The following is a 17,395-nucleotide window of genomic DNA, read 5'->3' on the forward strand; positions in this document are numbered from 1 at the left end:
CGCATGGCCGCTGAAAATGGTCAGACACGATCATCGATGGGCAGCAGCATGAGCAACTCTGCAGACATCTTCAATCTTATGGACAACCTTCTTCCCCGGGCTGACTGCGTCGAGATGGTTGAGCCTGACGAGTTGCAACGCCTTTATGCTGGAATCGGTATGCCATCGCTGAGAGTGATGGAGCTGAGCGGGCAGGCGCGGGGTGTCAACTATCACGAGATCAGGGAAGCAAATCCGCTTCTTGGATTGGTTGATCCGATCATAATTCGAAATCGCTATGTGGAGCTGCGTGAACAGGCTCTGTTGGGCGATGCGGATGCGATCAATGATCTAGGGTGGTTTTGGCTAAATGGTCTGAGGCTGAAGCCCAACCCTGCGCCTGCCGGTTCGTCTGCTGTAGATGAACCATAATCCATGCGCTTTTGTTGGTGCAATCTTTAAGCGTGCGTCGGTTGCCGGGCATTAGTAAATGAAAGGCTACCGAGACAGTAAAGGTTTGAAGTGAGCAGCCTTCAAGTTAATCAGGCGAGCTACAATAAAGCCAACGTCTAACCGAGTCGCATTGAAGCCAATTTAGTCAATAAGCGTCTTTATCTATAGCGCGCCTCGGTTGCATGCGGCTTTTGATTAGGAATGCAATGGCGGGACATTAGCGCTTGCACGCTTACCGTGGCGCATTGAAATCCAAAATATCCAGTTGCTCGGTCAGCCAGCGATATGCCTGATATGTGCTATTAAATTTACGAACTAGGGTGCGTACACCTTTATCTATGTTACAGTCGCGGAGCGTGAGGCCAAGACCTTCTTCGTCGATTTCGTAGGTCTTTGCTTTCATATCGCCGAGCTGCATCGCAAGCAGCCTAACGTCATCGAGTGAGTGAATGGGGGCGATGCTGTGCTTGCGCACGTAGGAGCGTACCTTCTCTGAAAGCTCATTGAAGTCATCTGCATTAATGCGGTGGACTATATCATCTGAATCTGGGATTTGCTCCGGATAGTCATCATCAAGTGATACGCAGTGTTCCACACCGTGAATGCTTGCTACTAGGTATTGACCGCCGACTTCGTCGCGCTCGCGGTTAAGAATTAGGATAGACATGTTTTTTCCTCAGGTTGTTGTTCTGTTCATTATTCTAAGTTGCTCCGCTTAAAAAAGGCAATAGGCTATACTGTATTTTTATACAGCCCATGGTTGACGCCCCGGAGGCCGTTCGGCTGGCTATCTAGTGAGTGTCCGGCCCAAAACCCATAATTTAAAAGTGGCATAAGCAGTATGTCGTGGGCAGTGGTGTCTCGGTAAGCGATTGCGCCAGTCCGTCGCCGCCCCAGGCTGTGAGCGCAATTTAAAATTACTCTACTTGGTTCTCGCATTTTAAAATGTGAATCGGCTGAAAGAGTGGAAGCACCTGTTCATACCCAGCGCTGTTCAGTCGGTCTATGTGCTGCTCCCGGCGGGTCGTCTTGTGGGGTCAGGTAACGTGGTGCGTCCTTGGCCAACGAACCAAAGTCCGGAATGCGATATAGAAAGGATAGAATTTTTGCACCTTTGCAATGTTTGGCTTTTGGGGTTATATAAAAAATAATGCTCTGGTTGTTGTTTTTTTGTTTTCGTATTTGCAATAATTGATTGTGTGGCATGTGTCACGCAAATAATAATTAGAAGAATAATATGAATGCAGAGACTCAAAGCGCCTATATTAGTTTGGCCAGTAATTTTTATGCGACTCGGATGCAGGGCGTTGAGCTTGATGAGCTCAATATTATTGGTGCTTTACTACGGGCGGCCCCTGATTACCGCCCGGATTATTATCGGCGCCTACGTAACGCTTTGGCGTTTGATCAAAAGCATCGAGGAAATTTCTGGGCTGCCCAAGAAATCAATCGTACGCTCAATCCGGTCACTGTGTTAAATCTGCCGCGAAAGAAAAAGCAGCGACGTCCGCAGAAGCTTTCTACCGCTGATTTCGAAGCGTGGCTACGGTGTCTGGCTGAACGAGATATGCCTGTCGAAGCGGGAGCTTTAATGGTGATATCTCTTACCGGAGCGCGACCATGCGAGCTTAACGGAATTTCTATCGATGGCCGGCGCATCCATATATCCGGTGCAAAGCTTAGCCACAACGGTTTACGCGGCGCTAGCCGAACGCTTGAGGCTGATGGAGACGTCTGCAATATCTTGAGAAACGCTCTCGCTGCTTTTAAATGTCAGCCGCGCAGTATGGATTCAATACGCGTTGCGCTTCACCAAGTCGCTACTGAGCTATTCGGTAGGAGGAAGGTGCCGAGTATGTACACACTTCGTCACCAGTTCGGCTCAAATCTGAAAGCCTCAGGCATGTCCGCAATAGAAATGGCATACGTCATGGGGCACCAGGCTACCGATTCGATTAGCCGCTATGGCGATAAAAGATTTGGACGTGCAGAAGCGGTTAAGGTTAAGCCTGCAAGCGATGCTGACTTTTCAAAGGTGAGAGATACAGTGCCTGCTCGAATGCGTGCGGACGCCGTGGCTCTTAATGATCAGCGAGACTTGGATCGTAGGACTGAGGTCGCTGACGGCTGAGGTGATGTGGTCATTTCAGCGGACAATCATGAATTCCTTAGGCTATAGAGCGTTTGTATCTAGCTCTGGTTTTGATAGCGGTTTCCACCTTTACGTCGTCAACGCTCAGGTATCTGTTCGTTTTGTCGAACCATTGCATCGCCCTTTGTGATTGGCGTATAAACACACAAACACCTATTAGCGGAGAACGCTATGAATACCATTCGCTGGAATGTCGCCGTCTCGGCCGACACCGACCAGTCGCTTCGGATGTTTCTGGCCAGCCAGGGCGGCGGCCGTAAGGGCGACCTGTCGCGCTTCATCGAAGAAGCGGTACGGGCACACATCCTGGAGCTGAGCGCTGAGCAGGCCAAGGCCGCTAACGCCCATCTGAGTGAGGCAGAATTGACCAACGCGGTTGACGAAGCGCTCGACTGGGCACGTAAGCGCTGATGCGGGTCGTGTTGGATACCAACATCCTGTTCAGCGCCCTGATCTCGCCACATGGCGCGCCCGATGCGATCTACCGTGCCTGGCGGGCGGCGCGTTTCGAGGTGGTGACCTCGCGGATGCAACTCGATGAAATTCGTCGAGCCAGCCGCTATCCCAAGCTTCAGGCCATCCTACAGCCCGCCAAGGTGGGCGCCATGATCAATAACCTGCAACGGGCTGTGGTACTGGAGCGCCTGACCATCGAGGTCGAAGCCGATGATCCGGATGACTCGTTTTTGCTGGCCATGGCCTTGGCGGGCGATGCGGACTACCTGGTAACCGGTGATCGCCGCGCCGGCCTGCTGCAACGCGGGCACATCGAACGCACGCGGATCGTCACGCCCGCCGTGTTCTGCGTCGAGGTGCTGTGATCAATGCCGGTCGGTTTTCTGACTCAAGAGCAACGCGACGGTTTTGGCCGCTATGTTGATTCGCCCAGCCGTGAAGAGCTGGAACGTTACTTCCACCTGAGCGATGAAGACCGTGAAGCCATCCAGGTGCTGCGGGGTAACCATAACCGTCTGGGTTATGCCGTTCTGCTGACCACCGTCCGCTTCGTTGGCGTTCTGCCGGACAAGCCCGCCGCCGTGCCGGTGGAAGTCCTGCAGGTGCTTTGCCGACAACTGGCGATTCCAGACCCCGACTGCCTCCAGCGCTATAGCGATCATCGCCGCTGGATACATGCCACCGATATTCAGAACCGCTTTGGCTATCGTCATTTCACCGATCCGGGCATCGGCTTTCGCTTGAGCCGCTGGCTGTATGCCCTCTGCTGGACGGGCACCGACCGGCCGGGAGTGCTGTTTGAGCGAGCCACCTCGTGGCTGTTCACACAGAAAGTCCTCCTGCCTGGTGTGTCTCAACTAGAGCGCTTTATCGCCCAGTTGCGCAGTCGGGTCGAAGAACGCCTCTGGTTTACGCTGGGCCGCAGCGTGACTGAGGAACAGCGATTGCAACTGCAAGACTTGCTGACGGTGGCCGAAGGCAACCGCAGCTCCCGGCTGGATCAATTGCGCTCCGGCCCGGTCATGGTCAGTGGCCCCGCGTTGATTCGGGCACTGCGCCGGCTCGATGACGTGCGCGGCATCGGCATCACCTTGCCGGCGGCGGCGCACATCCCTCCCAGCCGTATCGCCGCCCTGGCCCGCTTCGCCAACACGGCCAAGGTCACCGCGATTAATCGGCTGCCGGCGTCGCGGCGGATGGCGACACTGGTGGCCTTCGCACTCTGCCTGGAGGCGACTGCGCACGACGACGCACTGGAAGTCCTGGAGGCCTTGCTGCGCGACCTGTTCAGCAACGCGGAGAAGGCCGACAAGAAAGCCCGCATGCGCAGCCTGAAAGACCTGGATCGGTCGGCCGCGACGCTCGCCGCCGCGTGCAAGGTCGTGCTGGACAGCTCGATCAGCGATGACAACGTGCGCGCCCGGCTGTTCAACGACCTGCCGAGGACCACCCTGGAAAAGGCCCTGGAAGAGGTCAACGCGCTGATCCGCCCGGTAGATGACGTCTATTTTCTTGCATTGGAAGCGCGCTACCGCAGCGTGCGCCGCTTCCTGCCCGACCTGCTCAAGCACATCCGCTTCGGCTTCAGCCCGGCCGGCAAGGGCGTGGCGGCTAGTCTGGAGTGGCTGCAACTGAACCTGCCGCGCCGGAAGCCAGAGGATGACGCGCCGCAGGAGATCGTGGCCAAGGCTTGGCAGAAGCACATCACCCGCGAAGATGGCTCCCTCGACATGGGTGCCTATGTGTTCTGCACGCTCGATGCGCTGCGCACGGCCCTGCGCCGCCGCGATGTCTTCGTCTCGCCCAGTTGGCGCTATGCCGACCCGCGCCTTGGCCTGCTCGACGGTGCCGAATGGCTGGCGGCGCGACCGATCATCTGCCGGTCACTGGGCCTGACCATCGACGCCAAAACCACCCTGGACGCCTTGTCCGTCGAGCTGGATGCAACCTGGCTGGCAGTAGCCGCGCGCCTGCCCGACAACCCGGCGATTCAACTGAGCGAGAACACCGAGGGCAAGACCGAACTGTCGCTCGGGGCGCTGGACAAGCTGGACGAGCCCTGCTCGTTGCTGCAACTGCGGGCGGCCGTGTCTGACCTGATGCCGCGTGTCGATCTGCCGGAAATCCTCTTGGAAATCGCCGCCCGCACTGGCTTTTCCGAGGCCTTCACCCATGTCTCCGAACGCAATGCACGCGCCGACAACCTGGTCACCAGCCTCTGCGCGGTGCTGTTGGGCGGGGCCTGCAACACCGGCCTGGAGCCCTTGATCCGCACCGACAACCCGGCGCTGCGCCGTGACCGGCTGTCCTGGGTCAGCCAGAATTATATCCGCGACGACACCCTGTCAGCGGCTAGCGCCATCCTGGTCGGAGCGCAAAGCCAACTGGAACTGGCCCAAGTCTGGGGTGGCGGCGAGGTCGCCTCCGCCGATGGCATGCGCTTCGTCGTACCGGTGCGCACCGTGCATGCCGGCCCCAATCCGAAGTATTTCGGCACCGGCCGGGGTGTCACCTGGTACAACCTGATTTCCGACCAATTCTCCGGCCTCAACGCCATCACCGTGCCCGGCACGCTGCGCGACAGCCTGGTGTTGCTGGCGGTCGTGCTGGAACAGCAGACCGAGTTGCAGCCGACGCAAATCATGACCGACACCGGGGCCTACAGCGATGTGGTGTTCGGGCTCTTCCGCCTACTTGGCTACCACTTCAGTCCGCGGCTGGCCGATGTCGGCGGTACCCGCTTCTGGCGCACGCGCCCGGACGCGGACTACGGCAAGCTCAACGGGCTGGCCCGCCAGTCGGTCAAACTCGACCTGATCGCCGAGCACTGGGACGACCTGCTGCGCCTGGCCGGCTCGCTCAAACTCGGCCGGGTGCCGGCGACTGGCATCATGCGCACGCTGCAAACGGGAGATAGACCCACCCGGCTGGCCCAGGCGCTGGCCGAATTCGGGCGGATCGAAAAGACTCTGCACACGTTGACCTATATCGACGACGAGTCCAAGCGCCGCGCCACCCTGACCCAGTTGAACCGAGGCGAAGGCCGGCACAGCCTGGCCCGCGCCGTGTTCCACGGCAAACGCGGCGAGCTCCGCCAGCGCTACCGCGAAGGCCAGGAAGACCAGCTCGGTGCTCTGGGCCTGGTGGTGAACATCATCGTGCTGTGGAACACCCTCTACATGACGGCGGCCGTGGAACGGCTCAAGCAGCACGGCTATCCAGTGCTGGAAGAGGATTTGGCCCGGCTATCGCCGCTGATCTACGAGCACATCAACATGCTCGGGCGGTATTCCTTTGCGGTACCGGAAGAAGTTGCGCGCGGCGAGCTGCGGCCACTGCGTAATCCAGACGACGACCTGTGATCCCCCTAAACGCTATGAGCAACACCCAAGCTGCTGCTGGATCGGCGGGCACTTCACCGAGCCGAACGAACAGAAAACGCAGCAATCCCCTGGGTTGGGGCGCAGCAGCGCCTTGCAGTTGCTGCACTCGTAATAGAACTGGCAGGCGTCCGTGGGCATGGTTTCCGGCTTGGCGAAGCCGCAGCGCGGGCAAGTCAGCACGGACTCAAGGACAATGGCGCTCATCGTGACCTCACTTCTGCACTGTGGAGGGGTATCCCGCGTTCGCGGTCGCCTCAGTCAGTGCCTCGGGCTGGGCCTTATCGGGATCGTAGGTGACGGTCGCCGTCTTCTGGTCGAAATTGACCTGGACGTCACTCACGCCGGACACCTTCTCCAGCGACTTCTTGACCGTGATCGGACAGAGTCCGCACGTCATGTTCTGCACGTCGAGCGTGACGGTTTTCGGGGGAGCCGCCAGCGCCACGAAGGGCAAGGCGAAAAGCACGGCGATCAGCAGTTTGCGCATGGTTAATCTCCTTCAGTAGAACAGCGGGGCGAGCCACGGCACGGCCAATAGGCCGAGCAGCAGCACGCTGACGATCCAGAACACGAGTCGCTGTCGCACGAGCGTGCGCGGATCGGCGCAGGGTGTACCTGGCGTACAAACCTGTGGCACCAGGTAGAGCTTGCGGAATGCCAATCCCAGGAACAGTAGAGTCAACCCGATGAAGAGGGGGCGTAGTGGCTCCATCATGGTCAGAGCGCCCACCCACGTACCGCCGACACCGAGTGCCAACAGCACCAGTGGCCCGACACAGCACACCGACGCACCGATGGCGGTCAGCGAACTCGCGACCAGCGAGCCTTTCCCGGTGAGTTGCATCCCCATTCCCATCTCCTGAGCCTGATTGCCTAGGTGCTATTCTAAACTCCGTACCAAAGTACGGAATCAAGGAGAAAGTGATGGCCACAGAGCTGACCATTGGCAAGCTGGCAGACGCCGCCGGGGTGAACGTCGAGACGATCCGCTACTACCAGCGACGCGGGCTGCTGGATGAACCAGCCAAACCCTTGGGTGGCCATCGGCGCTATCCGGTGGACATGGTGAAGCGACTGCGTTTCATCAAGCGGGCTCAGGCGCTGGGTTTCACGCTCTCGGAAGTCGGTGGACTGCTGACGCTGGATGAGTCGTGCGCCTGTGCCGAAACGCGAGCACGGGCTGCACGCAAGCTCGCGTTGATCGAGCAGAAGATGGCCGACTTGGTCGTCATGCAGCAACTGTTAGGCGAACTGGTGCAGCAATGTGATGCGGGAGACGGCGGAACGATCTGCCCGATCATCGAGGCACTGATCAGAGAGTAATGCCTGGCGGGTGAGCTGGAGATCGGAAAGCCCCTTTACGGTGGGATTCAGAGCTTACGTTGGTTTTTGGTTCCATTGCTCCCCAAACCCCTACATGAACCGTTTCCAGATCGCACCCGAAGAGTGGGCGCTAGAGGCGCTGTTCGGCGAATCATTCGTTCGCTACCGCGCCCGCGTCCGCCGCTGGATCTGAGCGTTGTCAGTGGTAGTGGCTAGGAGACTTGCTATCGCGTCAGCCTGCGGCAGGTGCACTTGAGTTAGCTGAATTTTATCGTGACGAGCTGCTTATCTATATACCTGAAATATGTCGCAGGTCGAGGGCATAGCGCCAATAAGTGATATTCGGCTATTCGCTCTGTTAATACCTTGTTTTAATTGTAGCGAATAGTAAGCTTATGCTTCGCTGCAGTGATTGTCGGTCTGCTTGGTGTCGAGACAAACACTGCCGTCTAGCTCCATCTCGAGTGTCGAGTGGCTGATTTTGAATTGCTCATGGAGTACACGTTTCAAATCAGTCTTCACTCGTTCGATCCCAGGCAGACTCGCCTTCTTGATGACAACATGTGCTTCCAGTGCAATTGTATGCTCAGCGATTTCCCAAACATGCACGTGGTGAACGCCCTCGACGTCGTTTACTTGTTCCATGACATTGATTATATCAGCGACGGAAACGCCTTCTGGCGCGCCCTCCATTAACAGATGGATGGTTTTAGGCAGCATGCTAAAGCCTTGCCAGAGCACGTAGCCAGCAATCATCAGTGTCAGTACAGTATCCGCCCAGTACCACCCATACAGAAGTATCAATGTCCCGGCGATAACAACGCCGACGGAGGCCAGCGCATCCGACACATTGTGCAAGAATGCCGCCTTTATATTCATGCTGTTCTTGGACATTGTGTAGGTGAGAAAGGCCGTGACGATATCTACAACCAAGGCTATTCCCGCGACCACGACCACTGTCCAACCTTCAATGGGCTGCGGGGAAAACAACCGGCCTATGGCCTCGTAAATAAGATAGAGACCGACGATGATCAGGGTGACCAAGTTGATCAAAGCCGCTATGGTTTCACTGCGTCGATAGCCAAAGGTTTTAAATGCATCTGGCGGTCTGCGACCGATCTTACGTGCGATCAGCGCAATAACCAGTGATGCGGCATCGCTCAAATTATGTAGCGCGTCAGCAATGAGTGATAAGCTACCAGAGAGTATTCCACCGACTATTTGTGCCAGTGTTAATGCGGCGTTAACGCCTATAGCAGCAATTAGACGCTTATCGCCTATAGCTTCGGTGTTATGGTTATGTTCGTGGCCCATTGGTTTTTAACCACCCTTAAAAATCTAAAAAAAGACTAAGCACAGGAAGCCAAACGGTCGTCTATAGCAACAAATAAATATACTAGTGCCTTTGTACCGTCTGACACGGAGACAGCCTCCAAACCGTTGACAGAAATCCGACCATCATCGCCCGAGTTCGTGCGCCATTGCCTTCAATACGCCGATAACTGGCTAACCCTTGTCATGATCTGAATATGACAGATTTGTAATCTTCACATCATCTTTCGTGGTTCAAGCTGCACAGCGGAAGATTACATTTCAATAATGTAATGTTTGGCTCACACTGCCGTTATCTTCAGTCGCGCAAAATTCGTTAGAACCTGTAGAGCTCACCGGGAAAGCTCAACAAGCCACTTTGAATTTAGCGAGGGCTGCCCATATGAATCTGTTGAAAGCTATTATTGTTGGATCGGTAATCTTCGGCTCCGCATTATCCTATGCAGGAGACGGCTACGATCGTTCAATGAAATTTAACGAAAAGTTTCGTGCAGAACAAAAACGGATTCACGAAACCGAGTCTGGTGAAGAAAAAATAGACGGACTAGAAGCTAAGAATCCGCGCCCGGATCAGAGCAATATGCAAATAAAGAAAGAATCCAAAACTGAATAACCGCTTCACCCGAACAATCTTCGCCTCCGATAGCTTCCGAATCCCGTTGGTAAAGCTGTATTTAAGCGCCTTTCGAGGCGCTTTTTTTGTTTCTCGATAACGTACCCGTCAGTCGTTACCAGCGCATTGGGGCCACAAATCCTTTCAGTGAACCCTTCGAAGCTTCGATTGGATATTCATAAAAAGGCCAGGCATCAAGCCTGGCCTACGTTGGGAGAAAACCAATATCAGCTCGCGTCCTCATCCTCTTCGTTGCGTTTCATGCGGCGCTGCAGAGCCGTGTAATAGAGCGCAGGCAATACCAGCAGCGTCAGTGCTGTCGAGGACAGGATGCCGCCAATGACCACGGTCGCCAGAGGCCGTTGGACTTCCGCGCCGGTCCCTGTGGCCAACGCCATCGGGACGAAGCCGAGCGACGCCACCAACGCCGTCATCAGGACCGGGCGTAATCGCACCAGTGCGCCTTCACGCACAGCCTCGGATAAAGGCCGGCCCTCCTCTAGCAGCCCCCGAATGAAAGCAATCATCACTAGTCCGTTCAGCACTGCTACCCCCGACAACGCGATGAACCCGACGCCAGCCGAAATCGAGAGGGGAATGTCTCTCAGCCAGAGCGCAAGAATGCCCCCGGTAAGCGCGAACGGAATGCCGGTGAAGACGACTAGCCCATCACGCAGGGTGTTGAACATCATGAACAGAAGCACGAAGACCAGCAGTAAGGCGAGTGGGACGACCAGCTGCAGGCGCTTGGCGGCAGCCTGTAGCTGCTCGAATTGCCCACCCCAGGTCGTCCAATAAGCGGGCGCTACCGGGTTTCGCTCGGCGATTGCCGCAGACGCGTCTTGGACGAAACTGCCAATGTCACGCCCCCGAACGTTGGCACTCACCACAACCAGACGCTTACCATCCTCACGGCTGATCTGGTTCGGTCCCAGCACGAATTCCAGCGTGGCAACTTCAGCCAGCGGGATGAAGTCGATTCGGTCGCTAGCTGCGCCCGCCACCGCCGGCACCGGAATCGGCAAGCGAGCTAGCACATCCGGATCGGCACGCAGCGTATCGGAAAGACGAACAACGATGTCGAAACGGCGGTCACCCTCAAAGAAGGTTCCAGCTTCCCGTCCGCCGATCGCAGCTGCGACAGTATCCTGCACATCGCCGATGTTGAGTCCGAAGCGTGCCGCCTTGTCGCGATCCACATTGACGCTCAGCAGCGGGAGGCCCGTTGTCTGCTCGACTTTTACTTCGGACGCGCCTGGTACGTCCTGAAGTATCGCCGCGATGTCATCAGCCGTTTTGTTGAGAATATCCATGTCGTCCCCGAACACCTTAACGGCCACATCGCTGCGAACTCCGGAAATCAGCTCGTTGAAGCGTAACTGGATCGGCTGAGACATCTCATAGTTGCTGCCTGGTACAGATGCGGCCGCCTTCTGGATGTCCTCAATGAGCTGCTCGCGGGATTTGTCCGGATCTGGCCATTCTTCCTTGGGCTTGAGCATCACATAGCTGTCCGAAATATTCGGCGGCATAGGGTCAGCCGCGATCTCTGCGGTGCCGGTTCGGGCAAACGTACGCTTGACCTCCGGGACCTGTTCGGCAATTGCCTTTTCGAGCCGCTGCTGCATATCCACGGATTGGGAGAGGCTGGTCCCTGGAACGCGCAGAGCTTGAAGCGCAAAATCACCCTCGCTGAGGCTCGGAACGAACTCGCTACCCATTCGCATGGCCAGCAGCGCAGACAGCAGCACGCTAGCCACGGCGCCACTGAATACCAATGTGCGATGACGCATGACCCAGTCGAGCACCGGTGCGTAGCCATTGCGCGCGGCACGCATCAGGCGGTTGTCCTTCTCTTGCACTTTACCGGTGACAAAAAGGGCAACAGCAGCGGGTACGAAGGTGACCGAGAGAATCATGGCGCCCAACAGTGCGATTACCACCGTGAATGCCATGGGGTGGAACATCTTCCCCTCGACACCGGTGAGCGCAAAGATCGGCAGGTAGACCACCATGATGATCAGCTGGCCGTAGATCAGCGGACGCCGTGCCTCCTTGGCCGCCGCGAATACTTCGTGGAAACGCTCACTGCGGGTCAGAATCCTGCCATGTTTTTCCTGGGCGTGGGCAAGCCGGCGGATTGCGTTTTCGACGATGACCACCGCACCGTCGACGATGATGCCGAAGTCGAGTGCCCCTAGACTCATGAGGTTGGCACTGACCTTATTAGTCGCCATGCCGGTGAAGGTGAATAGCATGGAAAGCGGGATGACCATCGCTGTGATTAGGGCTGCACGCAGGTTGCCGAGGAACAGAAACAGCACGGCGATAACCAGGATCGCGCCTTCGATTAGGTTCTTGCGAACCGTGGCGATGGCCTTGTCAACAAGGTCGGTCCGGTCATAGACCGTTATGGCGCTCACGCCTTCTGGCAGGTTCTGGTTGATAATCTCCAAACGCTGCGCGACTGCCTGCGACACGCTACGGCTGTTTTCTCCCACCAGCATAAAGGCGGTCCCGAGGACCACCTCGCGTCCATTGTCGGTGGCCGCGCCAGAGCGCAGCTCGCGACCGATCCCCACTTCGGCAATATCGCGTACCCGCACGGGCGCACCGCCTGCGTTGCTCAGGACGATATTGCCAATGTCCTCGGGGGAGCCGAGCTGGCCGGGTGTGCGGATCGACAATTGTTCGCCATTACGCTCGATGAAGCCGGCGCCGACGTTGGCGTTGTTACGTTCGAGCGCAACGACGAGTTGTTCCAGAGTGATTCGGTACGCGGCCATGCGCTTCGGATCGGGCGCTACCTGATACTCTTTGGCGAAGCCACCGATCGTGTTGATCTCGGCAACGCCTCGAACGTTTCGCAGCTGCGGCTTGATGATCCAGTCCTGGATTTCACGCAGGTCGGTCGGCGTGTAGGGCTGACCATCAGGACGGCGCGCCTCGGGCTCGGCCTCGACCGTCCAGAGGAAGATTTCCCCCAGGCCGGTGGAGATGGGACCGAGAGTGACCTCCACGCCCTGCGGAAGCTCGTTGCTCGCGGCCTGCAGCCGTTCACTCACCAATTGCCGGGCGAAATAGAGATCGGTGCCATCATCAAAGATTACGGTGATCTGAGCGAACCCGGAGCGCGATAATGAACGTGTCTGGCGCAGGTGGGGCAAGCCGGCCATCGCCGTCTCGATGGGGAAGGTAACGCGTTGCTCGGTTTCAAGCGGCGACGCGCCTGGGACTGCGGCGTTAATTTGAACCTGTACATTGGTGATGTCGGGCACAGCGTCGATAGGTAAGCGCTGATAGCTATAAACCCCGACGCCCGCCATGCCCAAGACCGCCAGCAGCACTAGCCAGCGCTGCTCGATGGCGAAGCGAAGAATACGTTCGAACATGAGTTAGGTATCCGGAGGATCAGTGAACGTGCTCGGCGGAGCCTTTGCCGAGTTCGGATTTCAGGATGAAGCTGCCAGCGGTCGCGATCTGTTGGCCGGCCTGCAATCCGTCACGAATTTCCACGCGATTTTCGTCGCGCTGGCCCAGCGAAACCGGGTGCGCCTGGAAGCCGTGCGGCGTGCGAACGAAAACCGTCGGCGCGTTTTCGACGGTCTGGACCGCCTCGACTGGAACCGTGACCGGAACACTACGTCCGTCGGCGCTAACTCGGACCGTCACGAAAAGACCGGGACGCCAAGCCCCATCGGGGTTGGCCAGGGTCACGCGGGCTGTCGCGGCACGCGTCTGCTCGCCCAGCAGGCTGCCCACATGGGCGACCTTCCCCATTGTTCGCACGCCTAGCTCGCCGGCAACAACTTCGACTTCTCGGCCGACGGTTACGCGCATCAAATCACGGGCAGGTACGCTGAACGTGGCCCAAACCCGCGACAAATCAGTCAGAGTGAAGACGCTGGTCGTTTCATCTGCACGTTCGCCCAGCACAATATGCTTCTCGACGACCACTGCATCGAAAGGTGCACGGAGCTCGTAGCGATTACCCACACCGGCGTCACTTCCGCCGCCCAGCGCCCGGGTTTTTTCCTGGGCATTACGCAAGTCGATTTCTGCTACGCGCAGGCTCTGCTGGGCCTGCAAATAGTCCTGTTCTGCAGAGATACGCTCCTGCCACAGGGTGCGCTCACGCTCGAACAAGATGCGAGCCAGTCGGAGGCGCTGCTCGGCGGCAGCCAGCTCACTACGCTGTTCGGACAGCTGCTGGCTGGCGATAACCGCCAGCAACTGGCCCTTCTTCACTTGGTCACCCAGGTTGACCGAAACCGATTCGACAACGCCGGCCACACGGGGCACGACATGTGCGGTACGGTCTTCGTCGAAACGCAGCTCGCCCGGCAAAGATACAGACGAGCCGATTTCAGCCGGTCCGGCCTTGCTTAGCTGAATGCCTGCGGCACGTATCTGCTCTTCGGAAAGCTCAATCTCACCTTCGGCATGCGTTTCGTTGCCGTGCTCGTCCTCCTCACCGCCATGACCGCTTTCGTCACCATGGCCGTGGCCATCGCCTTCAGCGTCATGACCGTCTTCGTCCCCATGGTCGTTCTCAGATTCCTCGTGACCGCTTTCTCCATCCTCATGCGCGTGGCCATCCTCGGCGTGCTCAGCCTTGTTATCGCTGGCCTGCGCCTCAAGAACGAAGCCCTGTTTTACGCCAACGCCGGTCAGCAGTACCAAAGCGACCGCCAGAGCGATTCCCGTCTGTTTTTTCATGCAAGCTCCCCCACCGCCAATACGTAATGGCGGCGTTTCGGTCATTCGAAGGTAGTGGTAGGTCCGTACAGCCGCTCGATACGCGCCCAGGCGTCGACCACGGCTTGCAATGACTGCAGATAGCGCGTGCGTGCATCGATCAGCGCACGCTGTGCGTCGAGCACGTCGAGGAATGCGAAGCGGCCCAGACCGAAGCCACGCGTTGCCGCTTCCACGGTTCGCTGTCCCGCCGGCAGAATCCGGTTGCGTATCTCCTCGACGTCCGCACGTGCGGTGCGCCAGTCGCGCAGGGCCTGTTGGATCTCCGCACGCACACGCAGCTCGGCCGCATTGCGAAGATCACGCGCCTGTTCCGCCCGCCGTGCGGCCGCCAGAACATTGCCTTGGTTACGATCAAACAAAGGCAGCGGAACAGAGAGGCCGACGAGGTTGACGCGCTCACGCTCGATTTCGTCGTACTGGCTACCGATACTGACGCTTATGTCCGGGTAGCGCTGGCTTCGCTGAAGCCCCAGCTCGGCTTCACTCAAGGCCACTTGGCGCAGAGCCCTACGCATATCGGCACTCTCACGCACGCGCGCCAATAATGCAGATTCGCTAGGCACATCTGGCAGGTGTTCGAAACTGCCCAGCAAACTGCCAAACTCCGGTGCGTCGGTCCCGAGCAGGCGCGCTAGCATCTGTCGAGCGTTGTCCCATTCCTGGCGTGCTCGCCGCAGGTCCAGTTGTACGGTCGCCAGTTGCATATCGGCGCGCGTCGCCTCCACTGGCGAAACTTTTCCGGCATCGACCTGTGCATCGGCGACCTTAGCAGCCCGTTCGGCCAATGACAGAGAGGCCTCGGCCAGTCGCATGCCTTCTTGGGCGCGCAGGGCGGCGAAGAATGCCTGGATCACATCTGCACGTAATCCTTGGCGTCGAAGGTCGAGATCGGCATCCACCATCGAGCGATTAGCATCCGCCACGCCGATTCGAGCGCCGCGCTTGCCGCCCAACTCGATCGACTGGGTGATTGTAATTGAGCGGGTCTGGCGGTCGGACTGAGTGTCTTCCACCTCGAACCCTAATTCCGGGTTCGGGATAACCCCAGCTTGGCGGCGCAGACCGCTTGCGATGCCGATCTCCGACCGCGCAGCGGAAAATTCTGGGTTGCGTTCATACGCAAGGGACACGGCCCGCTCCAGTGTCAGACCGTCTTGCGCGCCCACCTCGAGCGACATTAGTGCCAGCCCGAGCCCAAGCAGCCCGCTAGCAAGCAGATACAAGCGTTTCTTTTGATACATACGCAACACTGCAGTGCAGTGCCCCCTTCGTCGATAGCGTTTCCTCAGCCGCACTAAACCGGCCAGATAGCTGATGGCTAAGCGGCGTGACTTTAGATAAGCGCGGATATCGGCCGGGTGACTACGACATTACAAATTTGTAATCCAAGGAATATCTGCGATTGCACCGCTCAAGATTACGAGATCGTCATTTACCGCTAATCCTGCGGTCATTTACAGGGGAAGATCATCGCCCGGCACTCGAACAAAAAGGCGAAGGCGTCATTCGAGCGCTGACATGCCGTATATCAGGAGCATCATCATGAGCAAAAAGGCCGCCCTTTCACTTACAGCCCTTTCACTGGCACTGGGCAGCGCCCCGGTCTTTGCCCAATCGGAAACAGCGGAGGGCTTCATCGAAGGCAGCACGCTTTCGCTGATAAATCGCAACTTTTATTTCAACCGAGATTTTCGCGACGGTGGGAGCGCCACCGGCAATGGCTATTCTGAGGAATGGGCTCACGGACTGATGGCATTCTTTGAGTCCGGATATACCCAAGGCTCGGTGGGGATCGGCGTCGACGCCTTCGCCATGCTCGGCCTCAAACTCGATTCTGGATCAGGACGTTCCGGTGCTGGCGGAACCGTCGATCTTCTCCCCTACAATAGCGCCGGCGATGCCGAGGATGACTTTTCTCGAGTAGGGGGGGCCGTGAAAGCACGGTTCTTGGGCACCGAGATCAAGGCAGGCGATGTATTTCCCGCTACTCCTGTCGTGCACTTTGGTGACGCACGGCTGCTGCCGGAGTCTTTCAAGGGTGTCACCGTTGTGAACAACTCGCTGGACGACCTCACCCTCCAGGGCGGCCGCCTGCACGCGATGAGCCAGCCCAATACCAGCAACACGAACGATGACTTCGTCACGTTTTATGGCGGCGGCGTCGACTCGCCTTGGCTCGGCTACGCAGGCGGCGACTATAGCGTGAACGAAAACCTCAGTCTTAGCCTGTATACCAGCCGGCTGAAGGATGCCTGGGATCAACATTATTTCGGTGTCTCGGCCACCTATCCACTTTCCGATGCCGTCGTGCTGCTGGGCAGCTTCAACTACTACAAGGCAACCGACGAAGGTCGGAAATTGCTGGGCGAGTTTAACAACAGCATCTGGAGTTCCAGTCTGGGTGTCGCCTTCGGCGCGCACACCGTCACGGCGTCGTATCAGCGAAACAACGGTAACAACGACTTTGACTACTTGCGCCAAGCGGACTCGATCTACCTGAATAACTCCATCCAGTACAGTGATTTCAACTCACCTAAAGAGCAGTCCTGGATGCTGCGTTATGACCTGAACATGGCGGGTTACGGCATACCTGGGCTTACGTTCATGACTCGCTACGCCCGCGGCTGGGGCGCCGATTACAGCAACGCAAATGAGGTATATATGCGCCAAGACGATAACGGCGCGCCTCTGTCCGGACAGAAGCGCTGGGAACGCGACGTCGAAGCACGCTACGTTGTACAGACAGGCTCGTTCAAGGACCTCTCTCTGCGGGTGCGCCAGGCTACAACACGGGCGACTGCTTTCGAGTCCGACCTCAATGAGGTTCGATTCATCGCCGAGTACCCGCTCTCGATCCTGTGAAGCACTACGAGCAACACCACATCTTCTTTTTGTGCTCCCTTGGTTTGAAGATGTGTTTCAGGCGCCCGTAGGGCGCCTTTT

At 57.7% G+C, this 17,395-nt stretch carries 16 protein-coding genes; 8 read left to right on the forward strand and 8 right to left on the reverse strand.

Going from position 1 to position 17,395, the window contains the following annotated elements:
* Nucleotides 1-3: 3 nt before the first annotated feature.
* Entirely contained in the window at nt 4-411 is a 408-nt protein-coding gene (locus VF716_RS12400) for a hypothetical protein (protein WP_237703399.1), read from the forward strand.
* A gap of 253 nt (nt 412-664) precedes the next feature.
* Here the strand turns inward: VF716_RS12400 and VF716_RS12405 are convergent, their stop codons facing one another.
* Nucleotides 665-1,099 (reverse strand): hypothetical protein, encoded by a 435-nt coding sequence (locus VF716_RS12405; RefSeq protein ID WP_003291593.1) that lies wholly within the window; start codon nt 1,097-1,099, stop codon nt 665-667.
* Between the two features lie 570 nt (nt 1,100-1,669).
* On the opposite strand from VF716_RS12405, the gene VF716_RS12410 reads away from it, so the two are divergent.
* From VF716_RS12410 to VF716_RS12425, 4 genes are all read left to right on the forward strand, one after another.
* Complete coding sequence (locus VF716_RS12410) at nt 1,670-2,563, forward strand: integrase (protein WP_003291594.1); 894 nt, start codon at nt 1,670-1,672, stop codon at nt 2,561-2,563.
* 192 nt (nt 2,564-2,755) lie between these two features.
* Complete coding sequence (locus VF716_RS12415) at nt 2,756-2,995, forward strand: ribbon-helix-helix domain-containing protein (protein WP_003089107.1); 240 nt, start codon at nt 2,756-2,758, stop codon at nt 2,993-2,995.
* Nucleotides 2,995-3,405 (forward strand): putative toxin-antitoxin system toxin component, PIN family, encoded by a 411-nt coding sequence (locus VF716_RS12420; protein ID WP_003150546.1) that lies wholly within the window; start codon nt 2,995-2,997, stop codon nt 3,403-3,405. Before VF716_RS12415 ends, VF716_RS12420 begins: the two co-directional genes overlap by 1 nt.
* A 3-nt stretch (nt 3,406-3,408) precedes the next feature.
* Entirely contained in the window at nt 3,409-6,402 is a 2,994-nt protein-coding gene (locus VF716_RS12425) for a Tn3 family transposase (RefSeq protein ID WP_440552725.1), read from the forward strand.
* Between the two features lie 12 nt (nt 6,403-6,414).
* Here VF716_RS12425 and VF716_RS12430 read toward each other — a convergent pair whose 3' ends face one another.
* The 3 genes from VF716_RS12430 to VF716_RS12440 are packed head-to-tail and all read right to left on the reverse strand — an operon-like array spanning nt 6,415 to nt 7,273.
* Nucleotides 6,415-6,627 carry a GDCCVxC domain-containing (seleno)protein gene (locus VF716_RS12430; RefSeq protein ID WP_003089113.1) on the reverse strand — a complete coding sequence of 71 codons (213 nt, stop codon included), beginning with the start codon at nt 6,625-6,627 and terminating at the stop codon, nt 6,415-6,417.
* Between the two features lie 7 nt (nt 6,628-6,634).
* A complete protein-coding gene (merP, locus tag VF716_RS12435) occupies nt 6,635-6,910 on the reverse strand; it encodes a mercury resistance system periplasmic binding protein MerP (protein WP_003150552.1) in 276 nt (91 codons plus the stop codon).
* Nucleotides 6,911-6,922: 12 nt separating this feature from the next.
* A complete protein-coding gene (locus VF716_RS12440) occupies nt 6,923-7,273 on the reverse strand; it encodes a mercuric transporter MerT family protein (RefSeq protein ID WP_003089115.1) in 351 nt (116 codons plus the stop codon).
* Nucleotides 7,274-7,347: 74 nt separating this feature from the next.
* On the opposite strand from VF716_RS12440, the gene merR reads away from it, so the two are divergent.
* Nucleotides 7,348-7,746 carry an Hg(II)-responsive transcriptional regulator gene (gene merR, locus VF716_RS12445; protein ID WP_003089120.1) on the forward strand — a complete coding sequence of 133 codons (399 nt, stop codon included), beginning with the start codon at nt 7,348-7,350 and terminating at the stop codon, nt 7,744-7,746.
* Between the two features lie 393 nt (nt 7,747-8,139).
* Here merR and VF716_RS12450 read toward each other — a convergent pair whose 3' ends face one another.
* Entirely contained in the window at nt 8,140-9,060 is a 921-nt protein-coding gene (locus VF716_RS12450; RefSeq protein ID WP_011914465.1) for a cation diffusion facilitator family transporter, read from the reverse strand.
* A 400-nt stretch (nt 9,061-9,460) separates the two neighbouring features.
* Here VF716_RS12450 and VF716_RS12455 point away from each other — a divergent pair, with 400 nt between their 5' ends.
* Nucleotides 9,461-9,691, forward strand: a complete 231-nt coding sequence (locus VF716_RS12455) for a hypothetical protein (protein WP_003282470.1) — start codon at nt 9,461-9,463, stop codon at nt 9,689-9,691.
* A gap of 227 nt (nt 9,692-9,918) precedes the next feature.
* Here VF716_RS12455 and VF716_RS12460 read toward each other — a convergent pair whose 3' ends face one another.
* From VF716_RS12460 to VF716_RS12470, 3 genes are read right to left on the reverse strand one after another with little or no spacing between them, the layout of a single operon-like run.
* The gene (locus VF716_RS12460; RefSeq protein ID WP_058076946.1) at nt 9,919-13,083 is read right to left on the reverse strand and encodes a CusA/CzcA family heavy metal efflux RND transporter; all 3,165 of its coding nucleotides are present in this window, start codon (nt 13,081-13,083) and stop codon (nt 9,919-9,921) included.
* A gap of 19 nt (nt 13,084-13,102) precedes the next feature.
* Nucleotides 13,103-14,410 (reverse strand): efflux RND transporter periplasmic adaptor subunit, encoded by a 1,308-nt coding sequence (locus VF716_RS12465; RefSeq protein ID WP_011914461.1) that lies wholly within the window; start codon nt 14,408-14,410, stop codon nt 13,103-13,105.
* A gap of 41 nt (nt 14,411-14,451) precedes the next feature.
* Complete coding sequence (locus tag VF716_RS12470) at nt 14,452-15,693, reverse strand: TolC family protein (protein WP_011914460.1); 1,242 nt, start codon at nt 15,691-15,693, stop codon at nt 14,452-14,454.
* 301 nt (nt 15,694-15,994) lie between these two features.
* Here VF716_RS12470 and VF716_RS12475 point away from each other — a divergent pair, with 301 nt between their 5' ends.
* Nucleotides 15,995-17,314 carry an OprD family porin gene (locus VF716_RS12475; protein WP_011914459.1) on the forward strand — a complete coding sequence of 440 codons (1,320 nt, stop codon included), beginning with the start codon at nt 15,995-15,997 and terminating at the stop codon, nt 17,312-17,314.
* Nucleotides 17,315-17,395 lie beyond the last annotated feature (81 nt).

This window comes from Stutzerimonas sp. Brlt_14 (genome assembly GCF_051948915.1).
In the GTDB taxonomy this organism is placed as follows: domain Bacteria; phylum Pseudomonadota; class Gammaproteobacteria; order Pseudomonadales; family Pseudomonadaceae; genus Stutzerimonas; species Stutzerimonas stutzeri.

What these genes read in the sequence shown, in the direction of transcription:
- VF716_RS12400 (WP_237703399.1), top strand. Translation starts at nt 4, where the DNA reads ATGGCCGCTGAAAATGGTCAGACACGATCATCGATGGGCAGCAGCATG.
- VF716_RS12405 (WP_003291593.1), bottom strand. Translation starts at nt 1,099, where the DNA reads ATGTCTATCCTAATTCTTAACCGCGAGCGCGACGAAGTCGGCGGTCAA.
- VF716_RS12410 (WP_003291594.1), top strand. Translation starts at nt 1,670, where the DNA reads ATGAATGCAGAGACTCAAAGCGCCTATATTAGTTTGGCCAGTAATTTT.
- VF716_RS12415 (WP_003089107.1), top strand. Translation starts at nt 2,756, where the DNA reads ATGAATACCATTCGCTGGAATGTCGCCGTCTCGGCCGACACCGACCAG.
- VF716_RS12420 (WP_003150546.1), top strand. Translation starts at nt 2,995, where the DNA reads ATGCGGGTCGTGTTGGATACCAACATCCTGTTCAGCGCCCTGATCTCG.
- VF716_RS12425 (WP_440552725.1), top strand. Translation starts at nt 3,409, where the DNA reads ATGCCGGTCGGTTTTCTGACTCAAGAGCAACGCGACGGTTTTGGCCGC.
- VF716_RS12430 (WP_003089113.1), bottom strand. Translation starts at nt 6,627, where the DNA reads ATGAGCGCCATTGTCCTTGAGTCCGTGCTGACTTGCCCGCGCTGCGGC.
- merP (WP_003150552.1), bottom strand. Translation starts at nt 6,910, where the DNA reads ATGCGCAAACTGCTGATCGCCGTGCTTTTCGCCTTGCCCTTCGTGGCG.
- VF716_RS12440 (WP_003089115.1), bottom strand. Translation starts at nt 7,273, where the DNA reads ATGGGGATGCAACTCACCGGGAAAGGCTCGCTGGTCGCGAGTTCGCTG.
- merR (WP_003089120.1), top strand. Translation starts at nt 7,348, where the DNA reads ATGGCCACAGAGCTGACCATTGGCAAGCTGGCAGACGCCGCCGGGGTG.
- VF716_RS12450 (WP_011914465.1), bottom strand. Translation starts at nt 9,060, where the DNA reads ATGGGCCACGAACATAACCATAACACCGAAGCTATAGGCGATAAGCGT.
- VF716_RS12455 (WP_003282470.1), top strand. Translation starts at nt 9,461, where the DNA reads ATGAATCTGTTGAAAGCTATTATTGTTGGATCGGTAATCTTCGGCTCC.
- VF716_RS12460 (WP_058076946.1), bottom strand. Translation starts at nt 13,083, where the DNA reads ATGTTCGAACGTATTCTTCGCTTCGCCATCGAGCAGCGCTGGCTAGTG.
- VF716_RS12465 (WP_011914461.1), bottom strand. Translation starts at nt 14,410, where the DNA reads ATGAAAAAACAGACGGGAATCGCTCTGGCGGTCGCTTTGGTACTGCTG.
- VF716_RS12470 (WP_011914460.1), bottom strand. Translation starts at nt 15,693, where the DNA reads ATGTATCAAAAGAAACGCTTGTATCTGCTTGCTAGCGGGCTGCTTGGG.
- VF716_RS12475 (WP_011914459.1), top strand. Translation starts at nt 15,995, where the DNA reads ATGAGCAAAAAGGCCGCCCTTTCACTTACAGCCCTTTCACTGGCACTG.